The following is an 18,939-nucleotide window of genomic DNA, read 5'->3' as shown; positions in this document are numbered from 1 at the left end:
TCTAGCCTGGCACCGGCAACAGGCTGTCCACGCCGCCGTCGTCGTCCTGCAGAACCTGCCTTGCTTCGGCCAGGGCGCGGTCGATCTCGCGCACGATCGGCTCGGCGACATCCAGGCTCGATTCGGGCACCAGCACTGCGACGTAATCCAGCGCCGGCAGCTGGCCTACCCCACCGGTAAGGTATTCGCCGGAGATGAAAGCAGGTATTTCCGCGCCTTCGAGCGCGTCCTTCACCAGGTGGGCATCGATCAGGTTCTGGGCTCGATAAATGATGCGCATGGGGGCACGCTACTGCTGCCGGTGCTGAGGGGCAAGCATCAGGGTGTGCCTGACCAGAATGCACCGATGCCAGCGACACCCTGCCCGGCATGCCGACGGGCCTGTTCTTCCTGGGCTGGGGTGACGCCGCCGAGTGCATAAACCGGCAGCGCCGCCGCCTCGGCCAGGCTTTGAAAGCGGGGCCAGCCCAGAGGGGTGGCATCTGGATGACTGGCCGTGGGCGCTACAGGCGATAAGGTGGCGAAATCGGCACCGACACGCGCGGCCTGTTCAAGCTCTGACGCGTCGTGACAACTGCAACCGACCAACTGCGTCCACGGCAACGGACGTCTATCAAGTGCTGCCAGCTGAGAAGACTTCAGATGCACGCCCACGCCATCACCCAGCTTGAGAGCGCCTTCGATATCGCCATTGAGCAGCAGCTGCGCGCCATAGGGCAACGCGAGGCGTTGCAAATACATCGCCAACGTTTGCACGTCATCTAACGGCCATTGCGGAAGCCGCAATTGGATCAGCCTGACACCACGCTCAAGCGCAGTGCTGATCCGGTGACACAAGAACTCGGCGTGGTGCGTCGTGATATCCGCCGGTGTGATCGCGTACATCGAAGGCAGACGCAATGCCTGCAAGATGGGGCGATCTGCCGGCGCGAGTATCGTCGGATCCACCGCTGAGGGCAGTACCCATTGCAGTGCTTGTCCTTCCAACGAAACAGGCGTGCCCTGCCACTGGGTGAACTGCCACGCATCCAGCAGCAAACCGCGTTCGCCATAACGCCAGGGCACACGGATCAACGGTACGCTTTGGGCGAGATCGGCTTGAATACCCAACTCTTCGCGCAACTCGCGCACCAGCGCATGTTGCGGCTGCTCACCGGGCTCCAGCTTGCCACCGGGAAATTCCCACATGCCAGCCAGATGCTTGCCTTCAGGGCGTTGCGCCAGCAGCACGCGACCCTGCGCATCGCGCAATACACCCGCCATGACGTGCATGCGGCTATCGGCGCGATCGCTCACGGTAAAGAATCAATGGTTGCGGATGTACTCGACCATGTCGAAGTCGTAGCTGTGATCGCTATCTTTCTTATGGTGTGTGCGCTTCACTTCGGTCCACTCCGCAAAGTGGATGCCCGGGAAGAAGGTATCAGCGCCATCCACCGCCGCGCTGACCCAGGTGAGGTACAGGCGCTGAGCTGCCGGCAACGCGTCGTGGAACACCTTGCCGCCGCCGATCACCATCAGACCGGTGCCATTGGAGCGCGCCTGGGCTTCTTCGATGGAACGCACGGTGACCTGGCCCGGGAACGGTGCCTCATGACGGTTGGACAGCACCAGGTTCTCGCGATCCGGCAGGGCGCGGCCGATCGAGATGGCCGTGTTGTAGCCCATCAGCACGTACTTGCCGAGCGTCAACTGCTTGAACCACTTCAGGTCATCCGGCAGATGCCAGGGGAGCTGGCCCTTGCGACCGATTGCAAAATTCTCGTCGAGGGCGGCAATCAACGAAATGGCCATGGAAGCTCCGGGCAAATATGACAGTGGTCGAACGGTACGTGCAGCCGGAAACATTCCTGGCCACGCTGACCGCCCATTATAGCCTTTCGCAGGTTAGGTACACATGGCAGGTATGCCAAATCAGCCAGCCACCCCGTCATAGTGGCGCTCTTGCGCTCAAAAACCAGAGCCAAATCCAGCGGATTTGCCAACGCCTGCCGGCGTTAGACGGCTACCGGCGCCTTGATCGCGGGATGCGGGTGGTAATCCTCGATCACTACGTCGTCGAAGCGGAAATCAAAAATCGATTCCACATGCGGATTGAGCTTCAGTCGCGGCAAGAGACGCGGCTCGCGTGTCAGTTGCAAACGCGCCTGCTCCAGATGATTGTTGTACAGATGCGCATCGCCCAGCGTGTGCACGAAATCGCCCACACCAAGACCACATACCTGCGCGATCATGTGTGTAAGCAAAGCATAGCTGGCGATGTTGAACGGCACGCCGAGGAAGATATCGCCAGAACGCTGATACAGCTGGCAGCTGAGCTTTCCATCCGCTACATAGAACTGAAACAGCACATGACACGGCATCAGTGCCATCTTCGGCAGCTCGCCTACGTTCCACGCGCTAACGATCAGTCGGCGCGAATCGGGATTGCGCTTGATCTCTTCGATCACCCAGCGAATCTGGTCCACCACATGACCATCGGCAGTAGGCCACGCACGCCATTGCTTGCCGTAAACCGGGCCCAGATTGCCGTGCTCGTCCGCCCACTCGTCCCAAATGCTGACACCGTTTTCTTTCAGGTACGCGATGTTGGTGTCGCCGCGCAGGAACCAGATCAGCTCATGCACGATGGATTTCAGATGCAGCTTCTTGGTGGTAACCAGCGGGAAGCCTTCGTTGAGATCGAAACGTAGCTGGCAACCGAACACGCTGCGCGTGCCGGTGCCAGTGCGATCGGTTTTTTCGGTGCCGTGTTCCAGCACGTGACGAAGCAGGTCGAGATAAGCGCGCATGCTAGGGATGCTCTGATCCATTCTGCGTAGGTGTCACCGGCCTTGTCCGTTCGCAGACCACAGGACCATCGGCGAAGGCAGACTGGCCGTCTGTCGAGACGATGGGCCGAAGGCATGCGGACGGACAAGGCCGGCCCCAACGCATTCATTTCAAATGACGGGGTGATATCCAGAAGACTCTCAGGCTATGCCGTACGGCTTGCCAAGGCACCCGGCCTTCCCTGCGCCGCACAACACAGCCTGAGAGCCTTCTGGATATCATGCCACCTACGCAGAATGGATCAGAGCATCTCAGAGTTTACGCCGTCTGAGTTTCACGCGCCGCGAGCGGCAAGGTGGGTGCGCGGCGCGACAGCCCGATCAGCAGCAGGCCAACGATGATCAGCGGTAGCGATTGAACCTGACCCATGGTCAGCCAGCCCCAGGCCAGATAGCCAAGCTGCGCATCGGGCACACGCACGAATTCAACGGCGAAGCGGAAGCAGCCGTACATAAGCGCGAACAAGCCCGAAATCAGATAGCGCGGACGCGGCTTCAAGGAGACCAGCCACAGCACGGTGAACATCACCACGCCTTCCAGCGCCATCTCGTACAGCTGTGAGGGATGACGCGGCAGCCCGTTATATTGCTGCATCAGCTGAGCCAGATTGGGATTGCTGGCTGCCAGCGCAACATCCTCATCATGAGCACTGGGAAAGATCATCGCCCAGGGCACCAGGCCGGGCTTGCCCCACAGCTCGCCATTGATGAAGTTGCCCAGCCGCCCCAGGCCCAGGCCAATCGGCACCAGCGGTGCCACGAAATCCACCGTATCGAAGAAATGCAGCTTGTTCCGGCGTGACCACCACCACCCCGCCGCCAACACGCCCAGCAAGCCGCCATGGAAGCTCATCCCGCCGTCCCACACGCGGAACAGCGCCAACGGCTCGGTCCAGATCCAACGGGGGCCGCCAGCGTAATAGAACAGCATGTACCAGATGCGGCCGCCCAGGATCACACCCATCATGCCGTAGAAGGCCAGGTCGCCGAAGGCGTCCCGACTCACCGGCAAGCGGCCTCGTTTGCGCCGGTACTCGCCCAGTATCCACACGCCCAGAAAGCCAAGCAGGTACATCAGTCCGTACCAATGGATCTGGATCGGTCCCAACTTCAAGGCGACCGGGTTGAACTGAACGACAAAGGGTGGCGACATGGCAGAGCCGTGGGGATGAAAGCCGGCAGTTTAGCGGGCCCATGCCGGAACGTCAGGGCCACTGCCCCACTCCCTTTGGCTTGGATACACTCTTGGCGGCGCAGCTCTGCGGGGGAGAGCTTGCAAAGTGGAGCCGCGCTCAACCTAGACACAAACAGGGGAACATGGAATGTGGATTGCACGATTGCGCGCCCTTGCGGTCGCGTTTTGCCTGCTCATGCCCGCGATAGCCATCGCCGGCGATCTGATACCCGTAGAAGCCTTCGCGCACCGTGGTAGCTACAGCATGCCGCGCCTCTCGCCGGATGGTCAGTACCTGGCCGTCGATGTCGAGGATGGCGAGAACCACGCTGTGGTGATTTACCAGCTCAGCGACATGAGTCACCCGCGCAGCTATCTAAAGATGCCCAAATTCCAGTTGGCCGCCAATATTCACTGGGTGGGACCGACGCGACTGATCATCGAGAGGGCAAGGTTATACGGATCACTCGATAAGCCGGCGTATACCGGTGAAATTTTGGCTACCAATGTGGATGGTTCGCATGTCGAGGCGATGTTCAGCCGCGACTGGGCCTTGGAGTCGCACGGCAACGTACGCCAGATCGACGAGGGCTACGCCACCGTCGCCGGCCTGCCTGCCAAGGCGAACAATCATTTCTATATGCAGTCCTACCAATGGAATGATCAGGACAACACCTGGCTGTACGACGTGGATGCCATCAGCGGCACACGTCATCTGATCAGCCAGATCGGGATCAAGAACATGGACTTCGTCATGGGTCCTGACGGCACGCCCCGTTATGCCTGGGGTTACGACAAAACCCAGAATTTCGTGGTCTTCAAGCAGATCAACGGCGGTTGGGCGGCGATGCCCAAAAGCCCGGACGATGTGAGTTTCCAGCCCAGCAGATTTACGGCAGACGGACAGCACTTGTACGCCTTCTCCAGCACAAAAGGAGGGCCTGCCGCGTTGGTGCAGTTCAATGCGGATGGTACGAACCGACAGGTACTGGCCAAAGACGACTTCGGCAGCATCGGCTTCGTTCAATGGACTCCCGAGCGAAAGCCCTTTGCCGCAACGACCGTCACCGGCGTGCCCTCTCCGATCGTGATTGACGGCAACGAACACCTCGCCGCGCTCTACATGGCGCTGAGCAAGAAATTTCCCGACGATTTCGTGGACTTCACCAGCTTCAGCGAAGACGGCACCCGTCTAGTGTTCCTGGTCAGTGGCGACCGCAACCCGGGTGACTATTACCTGTTCGACATCCAGCACAACACCATCAAAAAACTGTTCTCCGTCGGTGCAGGGATCGATCGCGCCAAGCTCGGCACGCGTACGTCGATGCGTTTCACAGCGAGCGACGGCACGCCGCTGGAAGCGATTCTCACCGTACCGGCCGGCGCTTCGATGAACGACCTGCCGATGGTGCTGCTGCCGCATGGCGGTCCGTTCGAGATCAATGACGACTGGTTCTACGACAACGACGCACAGTTCCTGGCCAGCCGTGGCTATCTGGTGCTGCAAGTGAACTATCGCGGTTCGGGTGGACGCGGGCCGGGCTTCGTCAAATCCGGCTACGGAAAATGGGGTACCCGCATTCAGCAGGATCTGATCGATGGCGTGAAATGGGCCGAGACGCAGCATTTCGCAGACCCCAAACGGGTTTGCGTATTCGGCGCGAGCTTCGGCGGCTATTCGGCCTTGATGACGGTGATCCGCGCACCGAACCTGTTCAAATGTGCAGTCGGCTACGCCGGCATCTACGACCTGGCCATGATGTACGACAAAGGCGACATCAAGGGCGACGACAGCGGCATCAATTATTTGAAGGCCGCCATCGGCACCGATCCGGCCGTACTGGCTGCCAACTCACCAGACAAGTTGGCCGACAAGATCAACGTGCCGGTACTTTTGATTCATGGTGAAAAAGACGAGCGCGCCCCGTTTGCGCAGGCCAAGGCCATGCGGGCAGCGTTGGATGCCGAACATAAGCCGTATGAATGGCTGACCAAACCCGACGAGGGCCACGGCTTCTACGACGAACAAAACAACGTGGATTTGTACAACCACCTACAGACATTCATCGGCAAATACATCGGCCCAGGCGTTGCGCCGAATTGAAGCGCTTCCATCGCTTCATGCCTGCCTAGAAAAAAGCCCGCTAAAACGCGGGCTTTTTTTGTGATGCCTTACCCGCCCGTTCGCGTGACAGGCGTATCCGTTGGCACGCGCGCCATGGCCACGGCATTGGCCGAAGAGGACTTGGCCATCGCGATCTTCAGCCCGCGATAGACACTCAGCACAGCTTGTCCGTAGCCGCGCGCCAGCGCTGTGTCATGGCTGTGGTAATAGCCAATACGCAACACCGGATCGCGGCTTTGCTGCATCGCCTTGTGCAGCAGACCGGTGCCCACTTCGATGTTGCGTACCGGATTGAGCAGCGCGATCGGATCGGGCTCGATATCCCGATGCACCGGGTAATAGACCTGCATGATGCCGACGTCCTGCACCGGCAAGGCCATTCGGCGCGCCATTTGAATCGCACGCTCGGCATCCCCGCGCGATCCCTTGTGCATGCGCCCGTTCACCCGTACCACCCACGGACTGGGCGTGATGGAGCCATCGGCCTGGGCGCTCTTGCTCTCGACCAACGCCACGGCATAAATCAGCAGTGGATCGATGCGGTAACGCGCGCCAGCTGCGGCCCATAGGCTTTTGGGCGAAGCGATATCCAGATCAAAACCATCGCCGCGCACTGTCTGTACCGGCGAGGCCATCACCAGACGTTGGAGATCGTTACCTGAAAGCAGTGGCGTCGTCGTCACCGGCAATGACGTCCGCCGGGAGAGCCTCGCAACCAGATGCGGCGCGTCGATCATGGGTGGCGGTGGCAGCGCCACCGTCAGTCGCGGTGACTCAATAGCGAGGGAAGTGACAATCGGCGGCAGCGCTTGTGAGTGCCAATAATGCGTCACGATCGCCACCACGGCCGTCCCTGCGGCCATGGCCAGGGTATTGGCGGTGGGCTGCCGATACGCCTTTACATGCCGCTGGGCGGCCAGCAGCACGGTCGACATATCGCCTGCCGCGCGCGGCAAGGAGGTGGTGTAGGCCACATAGCGCATGCGCAGCGGACGAGCCAAATAGGGGCTGCCGCTAAGCGGGATCGCGCTGATCGGGGTACGGCGACGGGTGGCCCAACCCTGCGGATCGACAAACAGGATCCGCTGGCCTCCGGCAGGTAGCGGAATCGCCCCCGTCCGCTGGCCTCTGAACGTGGCCGGTGCGCACAGCAGGATCCGCTGACTCGCCTGCCGCCGGGGCCTGACATGTGCCGTGCCGGTATCCGTCTGAGCCGGGCGCAGCGGTCCCGGACCGGAAGCCCGGCGCTGCCGAAGCGACGGTGCTTCGTCGTTCAGGTCAAAGGTGGCTTGCAACAGCAACACAGGCGTCATCCTTTTGGCGTCTAACGGCCGGTTGACTAGACAAGCACAAATCGGGCCGAATGGCGAGGCGTTTTGCGAAAGATCGCCATCCTAATGTCGCTCACAGGACCCGCCGCCCCTCCCGCCTTTCGGGGCAGCCCAATGCTTCTAACTCAAGTTTGGCGAGAAAAGTCATCGTGCCTCATCGCCACACCACCATTATTGTGAAGCACACCCCTTTCCGCGCTCGCGCACAACACGCCAGCCCCCTATGACAGCCAGCACCCCCATCACGTTTTATTTCGACCCCGTCAGCCCTTACGCATGGCTGGCCATGGAGCAAGTCGACCGGATCATCGCAGCCGGCGGACAACTCAACTGCCGACCCATTCTGTTCGCCGCGTTGCTCAACACCTATGGCACCAAGGGACCGGCCGAAATCCCCGTCAAACGCGCCTATGTGTTTCGCGACGTGATGCGTCAGGCGCAGCAGCTTGGCCTGCCGTTTCGCGGCCCACCCAGCCATCCGTTCAATCCACTAGCCGCTCTGAGGGCAATGCACACCGTCGAAGACGGAACGCAACGGCTGGCGATGGCGCGTAGCCTGCTTGCCGCGGCATGGCGGGACGGTATCGATATTGCCGATCCGCACCGCCTGCACGACGTGCTGGCGAACAACGGTTTCGACGCCGATGCCATCAGCGCCGCATCAGGCAGCCCCGAAGTAAAACAACGCCTGCGCGACACCACGCAACAAGCCATCGATACCGGTGTCTTCGGCGTGCCGACCTTTCTTCTGCTTGGCGAGTTGTTCTGGGGCGCAGATCGGGTGGATGCGGTGATCTGGGCGCTAAAGGGCGGTGCGATCGACGAAACGCTTTATCGGGATGCATTGGCCCGGCCGGCCGGGGCGCAGCGCTAGACCGATACATTCATCGGGTGTCCATTGGCCGCCTAGATCAACTGGCTTCACCGCCCTTTCACGGCCATATCCTTTAAACAGCGAGCTGGGGTGATACATCACCATCGAGGAGGGTATCCATGAAACTCGTGTCTGCGTCATCTACGGCCGCGGTTCTGCTTGGCATCAGCGCACTGATGCATCCCGCCACATCCTTCGCCTTGCCAAGCTGTCAGATTTGCGACGGCTGGTATACGGAGTGCCAGAGCGATCCCGGATCATCGGCATGCAGCAGTTGGGACTCGCTCTGCCACAACTGTCCGCCACCGAAGGCCGTGCATGGCGCACCGCCGACCAAGCATGATGACAAGTCGGCCACTGCCGTACTGAATTCACGGCACGCCACCCCTGCAGCTTCGCAGGCCAAGTAAGCAACCCTGAAGTGAAAAGCCCCGCGTTAGAAGCGCGGGGCTTTTTGTTGTACGCCGCACGACACAATCACATTCAGCGCGGATGACTGGTGGCTACGTCGATCAGTTAACGACGCGCACCTGCATGCTCAACTGTCGCGCCGGTGCCCTGCTGCTTGGCTGACATGACGTTGCCAATCGCCTCCCAGGCACTTTCGAGCACGTCATCCGCTCCGCGCGAGGCATCGATCACAACACGGCTGGGAAGCTCCATCTGCAGGAAGATGTCGCGGCAACGCGCAAGATTGTCTTCCGTTTCGAAATGATTGGGCTTGTCGCCGCGTGCGCGAATGCGTGCCAGGCCGGTCGAAGGTGCAAGATCCAGCACCAAGGTGATATCCGGCGCAGGCGCAAAAGCGTTCTGTTGGAGAATCTCGCTCACCGCGATCCCACGCGCGCCTTGATAGGCCGCTGACGAGGGGTAATAGCGATCAAGCATGACCACGTCGCCCTTATCGAGTGCTGGCTTGATCACTTCATCGACATGCTGCCGGCGATCGAGCAACAACAGCCGCATCTCTTCTTCGACGGAAAGACGCCCTTGCGCCGCAGTCGCCCGCAATTGCGCGCCCCACGGACCCGCGGTCGGCTCCTTGCCCACGATCACGGTCATGCCGCGCACGCGCAAACGTTCCGCCAGCTTGTGCGCAACCGTCGTCTTGCCTGCGCCGTCGATGCCTTCCACCGCGATCAGCAGGCCCCCAGGAATAAGGCCATTGGTCATGCCCAAACTGTACATGATTCACCACGCGGAGCGCCGGGTTAAGCCAGGTCCGAAAGCGTTGTTTTAATGATGCGCCGGCAGAACACGGGCGCTTGGCCATCCCCAAAAGATAAGGGCCTGCGGAGGCCGCAAGCCCTTGTTTTATCTGGCGCCCGAAGTTGGACTCGAACCAACGACCCCCTGATTAACAGTCAAGTGCTCTAACCGGCTGAGCTATTCGGGCGGGGAGCTATATAGTTTGGGGAATGGGGGCCTGGGCTGTCAAGACGCAGGCCCGATTTTCAGTGAATCCTTCAGCTGGTCAGCACGCGATAGCACGGCACATAGGCGGTGCCGCCGGGCAGTTTCATGCGGTGTTGCTGTACGAAGGCCTGCAGCAGGTGATCCAGCGCGTGCATGATTTCGGTCTCACCGTTGATCTCGAACGGACCGTGTTTCTCGATCGCACGCACGCCCTCGTCCTTCACGTTACCGGCGACGATGCCGGAGAAGGCACGGCGCAGGTCTGCCGCCAACTCATGCTGCGGACGATCGCGGTGAATCGCCAAGCTGCGCATCGCTTCATGCGTCGGCACAAACGGCTGTTGGAAGGCCAGAGGAATGTTCAGCGACCAGTTGAAGAAGAACGCGTCCTTGTTGTCCAGGCGGTGATTGCGCACCTTGTCGACACCGCGAACCATCGCATGCGCCACCGCGATCGGATCGTCCACGATGATTTTGTAGTGCTGCGCGACTTCATCACCCAGCGCCAGCCGGAGGAACTTGTCGATCTGTTCGAAGTACGCGGCCGATTGCTTGGGGCCGGTGAAGATCAACGGGAACGGAATACCGGTGTTGTCCGGATGCAGCAGGATACCGAGCAGGTAAAGAATTTCTTCCGCGGTGCCGACGCCGCCGGGGAACACGATGATGCCGTGTCCCATGCGCACGAAAGCTTCGAGGCGCTTCTCAATATCCGGCATGATCACCAATTGATTCACGATCGGATTCGGTGATTCAGCCGCGATGATGCCCGGTTCGGTGATGCCGATGTAGCGATTGTTGCGGCGGCGCTGTTTGGCGTGCGCAATCGTGGCGCCTTTCATCGGACCTTTCATCGCGCCAGGGCCGCAGCCTGTGCAGATATCCAGCCCGCGCAAACCGAGTTGGTAACCGACTGACTTGGTGTATTCGTATTCGTCGCGCGAGATCGAATGACCGCCCCAGCACACCGCCAGGTTCGGGTCGATTTGCGGCTTGAGGATACGCGCGTTGCGCAGGATCTCGAACACGGCATGCGTGATGCCGGATGAATCATCCAGATCGAAGTTGCCCTGCTCCAGCTGCGTGGATATGTAGACGATATCGCGCACCACGGCTACCAGCAGTTCGTTGATGCCGCGAATGATCTGGCCGTCGACGAAGGCCTTGGCTGGCGCATGCGACAGCTCGATCTTGATGCCGCGATCCTGCTGCAGCACCTGGATGTCGAAATTCGGATATTGCTCGAACATGCCGCGGGGATCGTCGCTGATATCGCCGGACGTCAGGGTGGCCAGCGCACAACGCCGCAGCAGGCCATGCAGGCCGGAGCCGCTGGCATCGCGCAAGCGCGCGACCTCGTTGCGGGAAAGGATGTCCAGGCCGCCGGCTGGCGAAATACGTGCGCTCACCGTGGCGGGCTTGCCGGACTTGTCGATCTGCGTGTCATTCATTCCAATCATTCTCCTGCCACTTCAACGTGATGCAGATTCGCCTGCGTCACGTGTGCGGCCGCCTAGCATCTCGCTTCCGGGGCAATGCGGTCAATGGAGCCCGGCCATGGGACGGTCTCCCCATAAAAAAGCCCCGCGGCGAGCCGCGGGGCTTTTTTTGCACAACCTGTACCGACTAAGCGGCGCAGGCCACACTGCTTACTGGAACGATGTACCGAACGTGAGCACGAACGCACGCGGCTGCAGCAAACCGTACTCCGGTGCAGAGGAGTACAGGTACTGAGCAAGCGCCGCTCCGGCCGGCTGCTTGGACAACATCGACGCCGAGTACACGTATGAGAAGGCTTCGTGGTTGGTCAGGTTGTCGACGTTGAGCTTGATGTACGGCTTCTTCAGCCAGCCCCAGTCGCCGAAGCGGTAACCGGCGCTGAAACCGAAGGTGGTGAAGCCACCCACGCTCTCGGTGTTCAAGTAGTCACCGTACAGCGAGCTGGTCACACGACCGGTCAACATTGCCCACACACGCGAATCGTCGTAACCGAGGCTGACGTTGCCGATGTTGCGCGGCGTATCGGGCATGGTCTTGCCGTTGGTCGGATAGACGCCGTTGCCGCCGTCATACGCATTGCCCAGACCACCGTCGATATCGCCGCGGATCTTGGCCTGCGTGTAGGTGTAGGAGGTGTACACCGTCCAGTTCGGCAGGAACTTCCAGCTCAGCTCGCCGTTGAAGCCTTGCATGTCCATGTGCGGAACCGTGGTGTAGTACTCCACACCCTCTTCGGTATACGCCGCTTCCTGCTTGTTGAAGTAGTTGCTGTGATAGATGTCGGCGCTGGCCGAAATCGAATCACCGTAGAAGCGGTAGCCCAGATCGGTGTTCCAGGACATTTCCGGCTTGCCGTTGTTCAGATCGGCCAGGGCGTCGAGCAGGATCGCCGTGTTGCTCGGTACGCGGAAGGTCTTGCCGGTGCCGAGGTAGAACTGATTCTTGTCATCCAACTGGAACTTGATGCCGGCCGCCGGCAGGAGGCGGTGCCAGTTGTTGTTGAAGTTGGTGGACGTCTGGCTGGTCGAGTACGGATAGTCGAAAGCAGCACCTGTGCGCGTCGCATACAGGTACGACACGCCACCCTGGAACGTCCAGAAGTCGTTCGGCGTCCAGTTGTCGGTGACGAAGCCCTTCTTCAGCTCGGTGGTGGTGTATTCGTCGTAGAACTTCTGCGCCTGGCCACCGGGATAGAGCAGGTACGAGGAATTCAGCCAGAAGTCGTCCGGCGTACCCGTGGCCGGGTCGAGCAGACCGTAGGTATCAGACTGGCTCTTGCGCGAGCGCTCGTACCAGAAGCCGTATTCGAGGCTGTTGTCCATGCCCAGATCGGTGTTGGCTTTGGCAACCACACCCGGGCGATAGGTCAGCGCGGACGAATAGGAATACACCGTGCCGCCGTAGAAATTGTTGTAGTTCTTGAGCTTGGAGCTATAGGTGCTGTTGTTGATCAAGCCATCGCCATTGAGGTCGACGTTGGCGTACAGATACTTGTTGATCAACGACGTGCTTTCCTGTGCAACACCAGCGCCACCGCCACCGCCATCGCCGTACCAGAAATACGGAATGACCGACAGGTGCGTGCTATCGGCCAGCTTGAACTCGCCGTCCATGCTGAACATGTAGCTCTTGTACGGATTGGTGTGCAGGCCCCAATAATTTTCGTCGTTGTACGCCGCGTTATACAGGGCCTTGCCCTTGAGGTTGTTCAGCGGGGTCCAGGTGTCGTTGTAGTTGTACTTGTAGCCAAGCTGCTCTTCCTGCTGCTTGGTAAGGTCGTCGTATTCGTAGTTGCTCTGGCGGCTGTACTGCAGCGAGGCGCTGATGGAGTTGTTGTCGTCGATGGTCCACACCGACTTGCCGTCCACCTTGGTCACCTTCAGGGTGCCCTCACCGCGCCACATGTCGGCGGTGTTGTCGGAGAACGAAATCCACGAACGCACCGGGCCGAGGTCGCCGGTGTTCAGGCGCACAAAGGTACGGCGATAGTCGTTGCTGCCAATGCTCTGGGTGAAATCCACACCACCCTGATGCGACGGGTCGATGGTCGCCCAGCCGATATGGCCGCCGCTGGCGCCTGAGTCGGGCATGTCGATATCGGGGATGCCCTGCAGCACGGTGATGTCACCCATGTTCTCGGAATCGCCGTATTCGGTGGCATACACCGAGTAGCTGCCGGTATCGGTGATCGGAGCGCCGTTCACGGTCATGCCGATGTCCGACGAGTCGTAACCGCGCATGCTGTAGTGGCCGTTGGCCAGACCGGTGATGTCGTCCGTCGCCGCGTTCACGCCCGGGATGGAACCGATCATCTGGGTGAAGTTGCTGCCCGGGCTAGCTTTTTCGATCGCGTCACGCGTGATGGTCGAGACGGCTTTCGGTGCGGTCTGCACCGACATCAAACCACCGCCTAGCGAGAGCGACTGCCCCTGCACGGTCACCGCCGACATCTGCTTTGCATCGCGCTGCGTAGCATTGGACGTGGTGGTGTTGGAGGTGCTGGAGGCATTGACGCGCTGCTGGCCGGACGCCGTGTTCTGGCTGCCCTGGGTCTGATCGTTGCTGGCGGTTTGCGCCATCGCAACACCCATGGACAAGCAACAAGCCACGCCAATTGCTGCGGAAAGATGCGTTCGTTTCATTTTTAGTCCCGTAGTTAGTTTCGATATTTCTCGGGCACCGCTTTTCGTGACTGTTGGTACAGCTGTAACGACACTCAACATCGGCCGGCCTGCCGGCCCGGGCCGACTGCCACACGTCATGCTCTCTTCAACACAAAAGAGGCCTCGGGCTCATGGATTCATGAGCCGCGTGTAACCTCTTTTGGAACCCTCGGTTGTGCGACTTTCTTTTGGGATCGAGGTGGAAGGGCCCCGTCCCTAATACAAAACCCTGGATGAGAAACACGTGTAAGCTGGCTGATTCGTTCGCTCTACCTGAGTCGTTTCCGGCATCAGGCACGGGGAAAGCAGTCACGTATCCTTAGCGATACCTTAGTAAGATTACACGCCACCCTTACAATTATTTTACAGATTTATCTCAATCGGCGAATCACTGCCCTGCGCTGTCCACCACCCGGCAGGCCAGCCTTGGGAAACATCAAAGCCGGATTGATGTAGATCTCTAAACGACAAAGGCCGCCCCAGGGGCGGCCTTTGTGCGTCTAAGAACAATCACTTATCGTTGGATCGGGGCTTAACTTAGGCGTCTTTGCCCAGGTAGCGGGCGCGCTTGGCAGGCTTGAGGCGGGACAGATCGAGCATCACCAGGCCATCGACGCAGCCGGAGAAGCCCGGGTCCTCACCAAAATCAAGAAATTGCACACCATCGGGCTCGACCAGGTCGACATACTGGCGATACAACACCGGCAGGGTGACGCCGAGGGCATCCAAATGATTCCGGAGCCGCCCCAATCCACTGGCCGCGTCCAGGCCTTCCAGCTCACGACGGACCCCTTCCAGTACATCCGGCGACACCTTGAAGGGCTGCCGAGCGGAAGCCAGACCAGACACGCCGAAGTAATGCTGATGCGCGGCAGCGATCCACTCACGGGCTTGACGCGGCAAGCTGACCGACATGCTGACCGGGCCGAACAGGTAGTGCAATTCCGGATGGCGCTGCAGATACAGGCCAATGCCCTGCCACAGCTGATCCAGTGCGCGCGAACGCCAATACGCCGGGGCGATAAAGCTGCGGCCCAGCTCAAGACCTTGGGCCAGACGCGATTCCAGTGCGGGCGAATAATTGAACAGGCTGGCGGTGTAAAGGCCACCCATGCCGCGGTCGGTGATCAGGCGTCCGCCGTGACCCAGGCGATACGAGCCGACGATGCGCAGGACTTTGGGATCCCACAGCACCAGGTGCTCGTAATGCGCATCGTAGGTATCCAGATCGCGACGCGTGTTGGTGCCCTCGCCCACCTTGCGGAACGTCAGTTCGCGCAGGCGGCCAATCTCGCGCAGCGCCGCACCATCGGTGGATCCGCGCAGCACCACAATCTGCTTGCCGTCGGCAAGATCAGCGAGCTTCTCGCACTGAGCCAGCTCCAGCGCCACACGATCGACCGGTTCCGGATGCGCCAGTGGCACCTGGCCGCCGAAGATCAAACCACGCCGGCGACCAAGCCGGTATACGTGGCGCCGCATGAGGTTCGCCGCGCGCTGGGTCGACCCGCCGCTACGTGCTTCCAGTTCCTCTGCGCTGACCAACGCACCGACGCTGAAGCCGATCCGGCTTACGTTCGTGGCAACCGCCTCACGCGGAAGCATCGCCGTGCTCAAGGGCTTGGCCAGCATCGACAGACCGTAGAACATCGCCGAATTGCGTGCCGCTACGTGGATCGGCAACACCGGTACTTTGCTGCGCATGGCGAGACGGGCGAAACCATCCGACCACCGTCCATCACGCACACCGGCCGGTCCCATTCGCGACACTTCTCCGGCCGGGAAAACGATCAAGGCTTCGCCGCGATCCAGCGCGCGATAGACATTGCGCAAACGTGATGCTGCGCCGCTGCCGAAGACGTCAACCGGCAACAAGATCGGACCGAGCTGCGGGATCGCCGCCAGGAAGTCGTTGCCCAGAATGCGGATGTCTTTACGCACCGATCCGATCAGATCGACCAGTGCCATCGCGTCCAGCATGCCAAGTGGATGATTGGCGACGATCAGCACACCGCCTTCGACCGGAATATTTTCCCGTTCGCGCTGGCCGACGTGATAACTGCAACCAAGTACGTCGAGCGCCTTTTCGGCGAACGCAGAACCCTCGGCATTACCGATACGATCGAGTACCCGATTGAATCCCGCTTCATCGGCAAGGCGGCCCAGCATGCCGGCGACAGGCCGACGAATCATGGGATGCTGTGCAAGCCATGGCAGACGCTCGGTAAGGGCCTGTTCAACGCGAAGCATGACCGCCTCCCTTGATTTTCATCCATGTTGCCGATCGAGTGTGACAACTGCGCGAAATTACGCAGTCAAACTTGTCTCAATCGCAAGAATACACGATGAGCCACGGGCCATTTCTTAAGAGCTTGTTACCTGTCCTCGACAAGCAAGCGCGCGCGTCAAACCTTCAGGTGCAAATACGCCGCGATGCCACTCAGGAACATCTGCACGGAAAGCGCAATCAGCAACATGCCCATCACCCGCTCCAGTGCTGTCAGCACACTCTTGCCCAGCCAGCGGAACAGGTAAGTGGAACTCAACAGGATGACCGCCGTTGCCAGCCAGGCGCACAGCAACGCGATCGCCCAATCGGCTGTACGTCCCGGCTCGGTATTGGTGAGCAGCAGCAAGGCAGCCATCGCCGAAGGACCGGCCACACCGGGAATCGCCATCGGGACGATAAAAGGCTCGCCCTCGCCGGTACCGCCGAAAATGCCGCCGCCGTCTGCGGGCGGAAACACCATGCGAATGCCGATCAGGAACAACACGATGCCACCAGCAATGCTGATCGACTCCTCCCGCAGTTGCAGCAACTTAAGGATCAGCTGCCCGCCCATCAGGAACACCAGCAATACCGCCAGCGCGATCAGCAATTCGCGCACCATCACCACACGGCGGCGCTTGGGCGGCACGTCCTTGAGCAAGCTCAGGAAGATCGGGATATTGCCGAGCGGATCCATGATCAGGAACAGCAGGATCGCCGCCGACAAAGTAGTCATCTGCGTTTCCATTCCACCCCCTGTCTGATCGCGCCAGCGCGCAACTGAATACCGCTTGTTGCGATCATGTCACGCGTAAGTCCAACACAGCGCCGCGTGCTGCCGCAGCCTGGTTGCTCAGCAGATAGATCACGGCACCGGCGGTGTCATCCGGCAAAGGATGCTGCAAGGTGTCTTCGCCGAAATAAGCCGTACGGCGCAACGTGGTGCGCATGGGGGCTGGTAACAAAGCGTGCACGCGGAAGGCACCTTCGTCGTGCTCCTGATGGAGAATCGCAACAAAGCGCTCCAGCGCTGCCTTCGATACGCCGTAGGCGCCCCAATGCGCGCGCTGCACGAGTTCCGGATTATCGAGCACGAACACGGCTGCACTGTCGGGCGCTGTCGTCAGCAACGGCAGGCAGGCCTGGGTGAGTGCAAAAGGTGCGGAAACATTCACATGCAAGGCGCGCAACCAGACATCCGGCTTGTACATCGCAATCGGCGTCAGGCCGGCAAAGCTCGCTGCCGCGTGGACGATTCCATCCAGACGGCCAAGGTCACGCTGCACACCTTCGACGAACGCTTCGTAATCACGTGGCGTGGCCGTTTCCATGTCGAGCGGATGAATGACCGGTTCGGGCAGACCTTCCTGGATCATCGCATCGTAAAGTTGTTCGAGCCGGCGCTTGCGCTTACCGGTGATCACCACGGTCGCACCGGCGCGTGCCGCAGCGCGTGCCACCGCGCTGCCCAATCCGCCATACGCACCAGTGACCAGCACCACGCGACCATCCAACAAGGTATGGGATGGCGTCCAGGCTTCGGGCAGGCGATGCAACGGGAGACTCATGCGTGACTCTCGCCCGCGACATCAAGGGCCATGCGCACCAATTCACCAGACGCTTTGAGGTCTTCCACAATGTCGCAGCCACCGATCAGCTCGCCCTGGATGAACAGCTGCGGGAAGGTGGGCCAGTTGGCGTAGTGCGGCAGCGCAGCGCGGATTTCCGGATCAGCCAGCACGTTCACGGCATGAAACGTGGCGTTCGCCTCTTTTAGCGCCTGCGCCGCACGACTGGAGAAGCCGCACATCGGAAACTCTGGCGTGCCCTTCATGAAGAGCACGATCGGGTGCTCGGCAAGCACCGCCTTGATTCGCTCGTTGACGTCCATAAGTTTCGATTCATCACTACAATGCAGCAGACCGGTAGTGTACCAGCCGCCATCGGCGGCCAACCGCATTCCTCAGCCAACGCCCAGGAGTTACCCATGGCGATCGAACTTCCCCCGCTGCCCTATGAAAAGAACGCGCTGGAGCCGAACATCTCGGCCGAGACGCTCGAGTACCACTACGGCAAGCACCATCAGGCCTATGTGACCAATCTCAACAACCTGATCAAGGGCACCGAGTTCGAGGGCGCCGCGCTGGAAGACATCATCAAGAAGTCCTCCGGCGGCGTGTTCAACAACGCGGCACAGATCTGGAACCACACCTTCTATTGGCACTCGATGCGCAAGCCGCTGAAGGACAATGCGCCGACCGGCAAGTTGGCCGATGCCATCACCAAGGCCTTCAGCTCCTTCGACAAGTTCAAGGAAGAGTTCACCAAGTCGGCGACCGGCAACTTCGGTTCAGGCTGGACCTGGCTGGTGCAGCGTCCCGATGGCTCGCTGGGCATCGTAAACACGTCCAACGCCGCCACGCCGATCACCGGCAGCGACAAGCCGCTGTTCACCATCGACGTGTGGGAACACGCCTACTACATCGACTACCGCAACGCGCGTCCGAAGTACGTGGAGTCGTTCTGGGATTTGGTGAACTGGGACTTCGCGGCGAAGAACCTCGCCTAAGCAGGACCCTTCTTCCTCTCCTCATTGGGACGCGGATAGAGGCCAAGGACGGCCTCGTCTTGAGGAGCGAGGAAGAGGATCGAGGTGAGGGGGGCACTCTTGCGAAACACTGTATTCGGCGTCTGCTTCGAATCAGACGCAAGGTAAGAATGTCCCCTCATCCCAGCCCTCTCTCCAAAGGGGAGAG

At 60.3% G+C, this 18,939-nt stretch carries 17 protein-coding genes and 1 tRNA gene; 4 read left to right on the top strand and 14 right to left on the bottom strand.

Translation table 11 applies throughout. The annotated features are described in order from the left end of the window. Position 1 precedes the first annotated feature (1 nt). The 5 genes from ISN74_RS03435 to lgt all read right to left on the bottom strand — a co-directional run bounded on the left by ISN74_RS03435 (position 2) and on the right by lgt (position 3,984). Complete coding sequence (locus ISN74_RS03435) at positions 2-280, bottom strand: putative signal transducing protein (protein ID WP_188797414.1); 279 nt, start codon at positions 278-280, stop codon at positions 2-4. A 38-nt stretch (positions 281-318) separates the two neighbouring features. Beyond that, on the bottom strand, positions 319-1,296 hold the full coding sequence (locus tag ISN74_RS03430) for a Nudix family hydrolase (RefSeq protein ID WP_308420743.1): 978 nt from the start codon (positions 1,294-1,296) through the stop codon (positions 319-321). Between the two features lie 9 nt (positions 1,297-1,305). After that, a complete protein-coding gene (locus tag ISN74_RS03425) occupies positions 1,306-1,794 on the bottom strand; it encodes a dihydrofolate reductase (RefSeq protein ID WP_188797412.1) in 489 nt (162 codons plus the stop codon). A gap of 203 nt (positions 1,795-1,997) precedes the next feature. Next, the gene (locus ISN74_RS03420; RefSeq protein WP_188797410.1) at positions 1,998-2,792 is read right to left on the bottom strand and encodes a thymidylate synthase; all 795 of its coding nucleotides are present in this window, start codon (positions 2,790-2,792) and stop codon (positions 1,998-2,000) included. Positions 2,793-3,090: 298 nt separating this feature from the next. Continuing rightward, positions 3,091-3,984 carry a prolipoprotein diacylglyceryl transferase gene (lgt, locus tag ISN74_RS03415; RefSeq protein WP_188797408.1) on the bottom strand — a complete coding sequence of 298 codons (894 nt, stop codon included), beginning with the start codon at positions 3,982-3,984 and terminating at the stop codon, positions 3,091-3,093. Between the two features lie 169 nt (positions 3,985-4,153). Between lgt and ISN74_RS03410 the strand changes: the two genes are divergently transcribed. Further along, complete coding sequence (locus tag ISN74_RS03410) at positions 4,154-6,109, top strand: S9 family peptidase (protein ID WP_229678973.1); 1,956 nt, start codon at positions 4,154-4,156, stop codon at positions 6,107-6,109. A gap of 68 nt (positions 6,110-6,177) precedes the next feature. On the opposite strand, the gene ISN74_RS03405 is transcribed toward ISN74_RS03410, so the two are convergent. Then, positions 6,178-7,434, bottom strand: a complete 1,257-nt coding sequence (locus tag ISN74_RS03405) for a transglycosylase SLT domain-containing protein (RefSeq protein WP_188797406.1) — start codon at positions 7,432-7,434, stop codon at positions 6,178-6,180. Between the two features lie 250 nt (positions 7,435-7,684). On the opposite strand from ISN74_RS03405, the gene ISN74_RS03400 reads away from it, so the two are divergent. Both ISN74_RS03400 and ISN74_RS03395 read left to right on the top strand, forming a co-directional pair. Further along, positions 7,685-8,335, top strand: a complete 651-nt coding sequence (locus ISN74_RS03400) for a 2-hydroxychromene-2-carboxylate isomerase (RefSeq protein WP_188797404.1) — start codon at positions 7,685-7,687, stop codon at positions 8,333-8,335. A 119-nt stretch (positions 8,336-8,454) separates the two neighbouring features. Then, positions 8,455-8,745, top strand: a complete 291-nt coding sequence (locus tag ISN74_RS03395; RefSeq protein ID WP_188797402.1) for a hypothetical protein — start codon at positions 8,455-8,457, stop codon at positions 8,743-8,745. Positions 8,746-8,851: 106 nt separating this feature from the next. Here the strand turns inward: ISN74_RS03395 and tmk are convergent, their stop codons facing one another. The 8 genes from tmk to grxD form a co-directional block, all read right to left on the bottom strand. Further along, the gene (gene tmk, locus ISN74_RS03390) at positions 8,852-9,508 is read right to left on the bottom strand and encodes a dTMP kinase (protein ID WP_188799484.1); all 657 of its coding nucleotides are present in this window, start codon (positions 9,506-9,508) and stop codon (positions 8,852-8,854) included. Positions 9,509-9,654: 146 nt separating this feature from the next. Next, positions 9,655-9,731, bottom strand: a tRNA-Asn gene (locus ISN74_RS03385). 70 nt (positions 9,732-9,801) lie between these two features. After that, complete coding sequence (gene ppnN, locus ISN74_RS03380; RefSeq protein ID WP_188797400.1) at positions 9,802-11,202, bottom strand: nucleotide 5'-monophosphate nucleosidase PpnN; 1,401 nt, start codon at positions 11,200-11,202, stop codon at positions 9,802-9,804. 198 nt (positions 11,203-11,400) lie between these two features. Beyond that, positions 11,401-13,893 carry a TonB-dependent receptor gene (locus tag ISN74_RS03375; RefSeq protein WP_188797398.1) on the bottom strand — a complete coding sequence of 831 codons (2,493 nt, stop codon included), beginning with the start codon at positions 13,891-13,893 and terminating at the stop codon, positions 11,401-11,403. A gap of 558 nt (positions 13,894-14,451) precedes the next feature. After that, complete coding sequence (gene olsF, locus ISN74_RS03370) at positions 14,452-16,164, bottom strand: bifunctional ornithine lipid synthase OlsF (protein ID WP_188797396.1); 1,713 nt, start codon at positions 16,162-16,164, stop codon at positions 14,452-14,454. 155 nt (positions 16,165-16,319) lie between these two features. After that, positions 16,320-16,919 carry a YhgN family NAAT transporter gene (locus tag ISN74_RS03365; protein ID WP_188797394.1) on the bottom strand — a complete coding sequence of 200 codons (600 nt, stop codon included), beginning with the start codon at positions 16,917-16,919 and terminating at the stop codon, positions 16,320-16,322. A gap of 64 nt (positions 16,920-16,983) precedes the next feature. After that, a complete protein-coding gene (locus ISN74_RS03360; RefSeq protein WP_188797392.1) occupies positions 16,984-17,751 on the bottom strand; it encodes an SDR family NAD(P)-dependent oxidoreductase in 768 nt (255 codons plus the stop codon). Further along, positions 17,748-18,074 carry a Grx4 family monothiol glutaredoxin gene (grxD, locus tag ISN74_RS03355; RefSeq protein ID WP_188799483.1) on the bottom strand — a complete coding sequence of 109 codons (327 nt, stop codon included), beginning with the start codon at positions 18,072-18,074 and terminating at the stop codon, positions 17,748-17,750. The genes ISN74_RS03360 and grxD overlap by 4 nt, the downstream gene beginning before the upstream one ends. Before the next feature lie 96 nt (positions 18,075-18,170). Here grxD and ISN74_RS03350 point away from each other — a divergent pair, with 96 nt between their 5' ends. Next, positions 18,171-18,752: a superoxide dismutase gene (locus ISN74_RS03350; RefSeq protein ID WP_188797390.1), complete on the top strand. Its 582-nt coding sequence runs from the start codon at positions 18,171-18,173 to the stop codon at positions 18,750-18,752. The last annotated feature ends 187 nt before the right edge of the window (positions 18,753-18,939 follow it).

Origin of the sequence: Dyella caseinilytica (assembly GCF_016865235.1) — a bacterium.
Taxonomy (GTDB): domain Bacteria; phylum Pseudomonadota; class Gammaproteobacteria; order Xanthomonadales; family Rhodanobacteraceae; genus Dyella_B; species Dyella_B caseinilytica.
The sequence above is the reverse complement of the archived record's forward strand: the minus strand, read 5'-3'. Positions and strand labels throughout refer to the sequence as shown.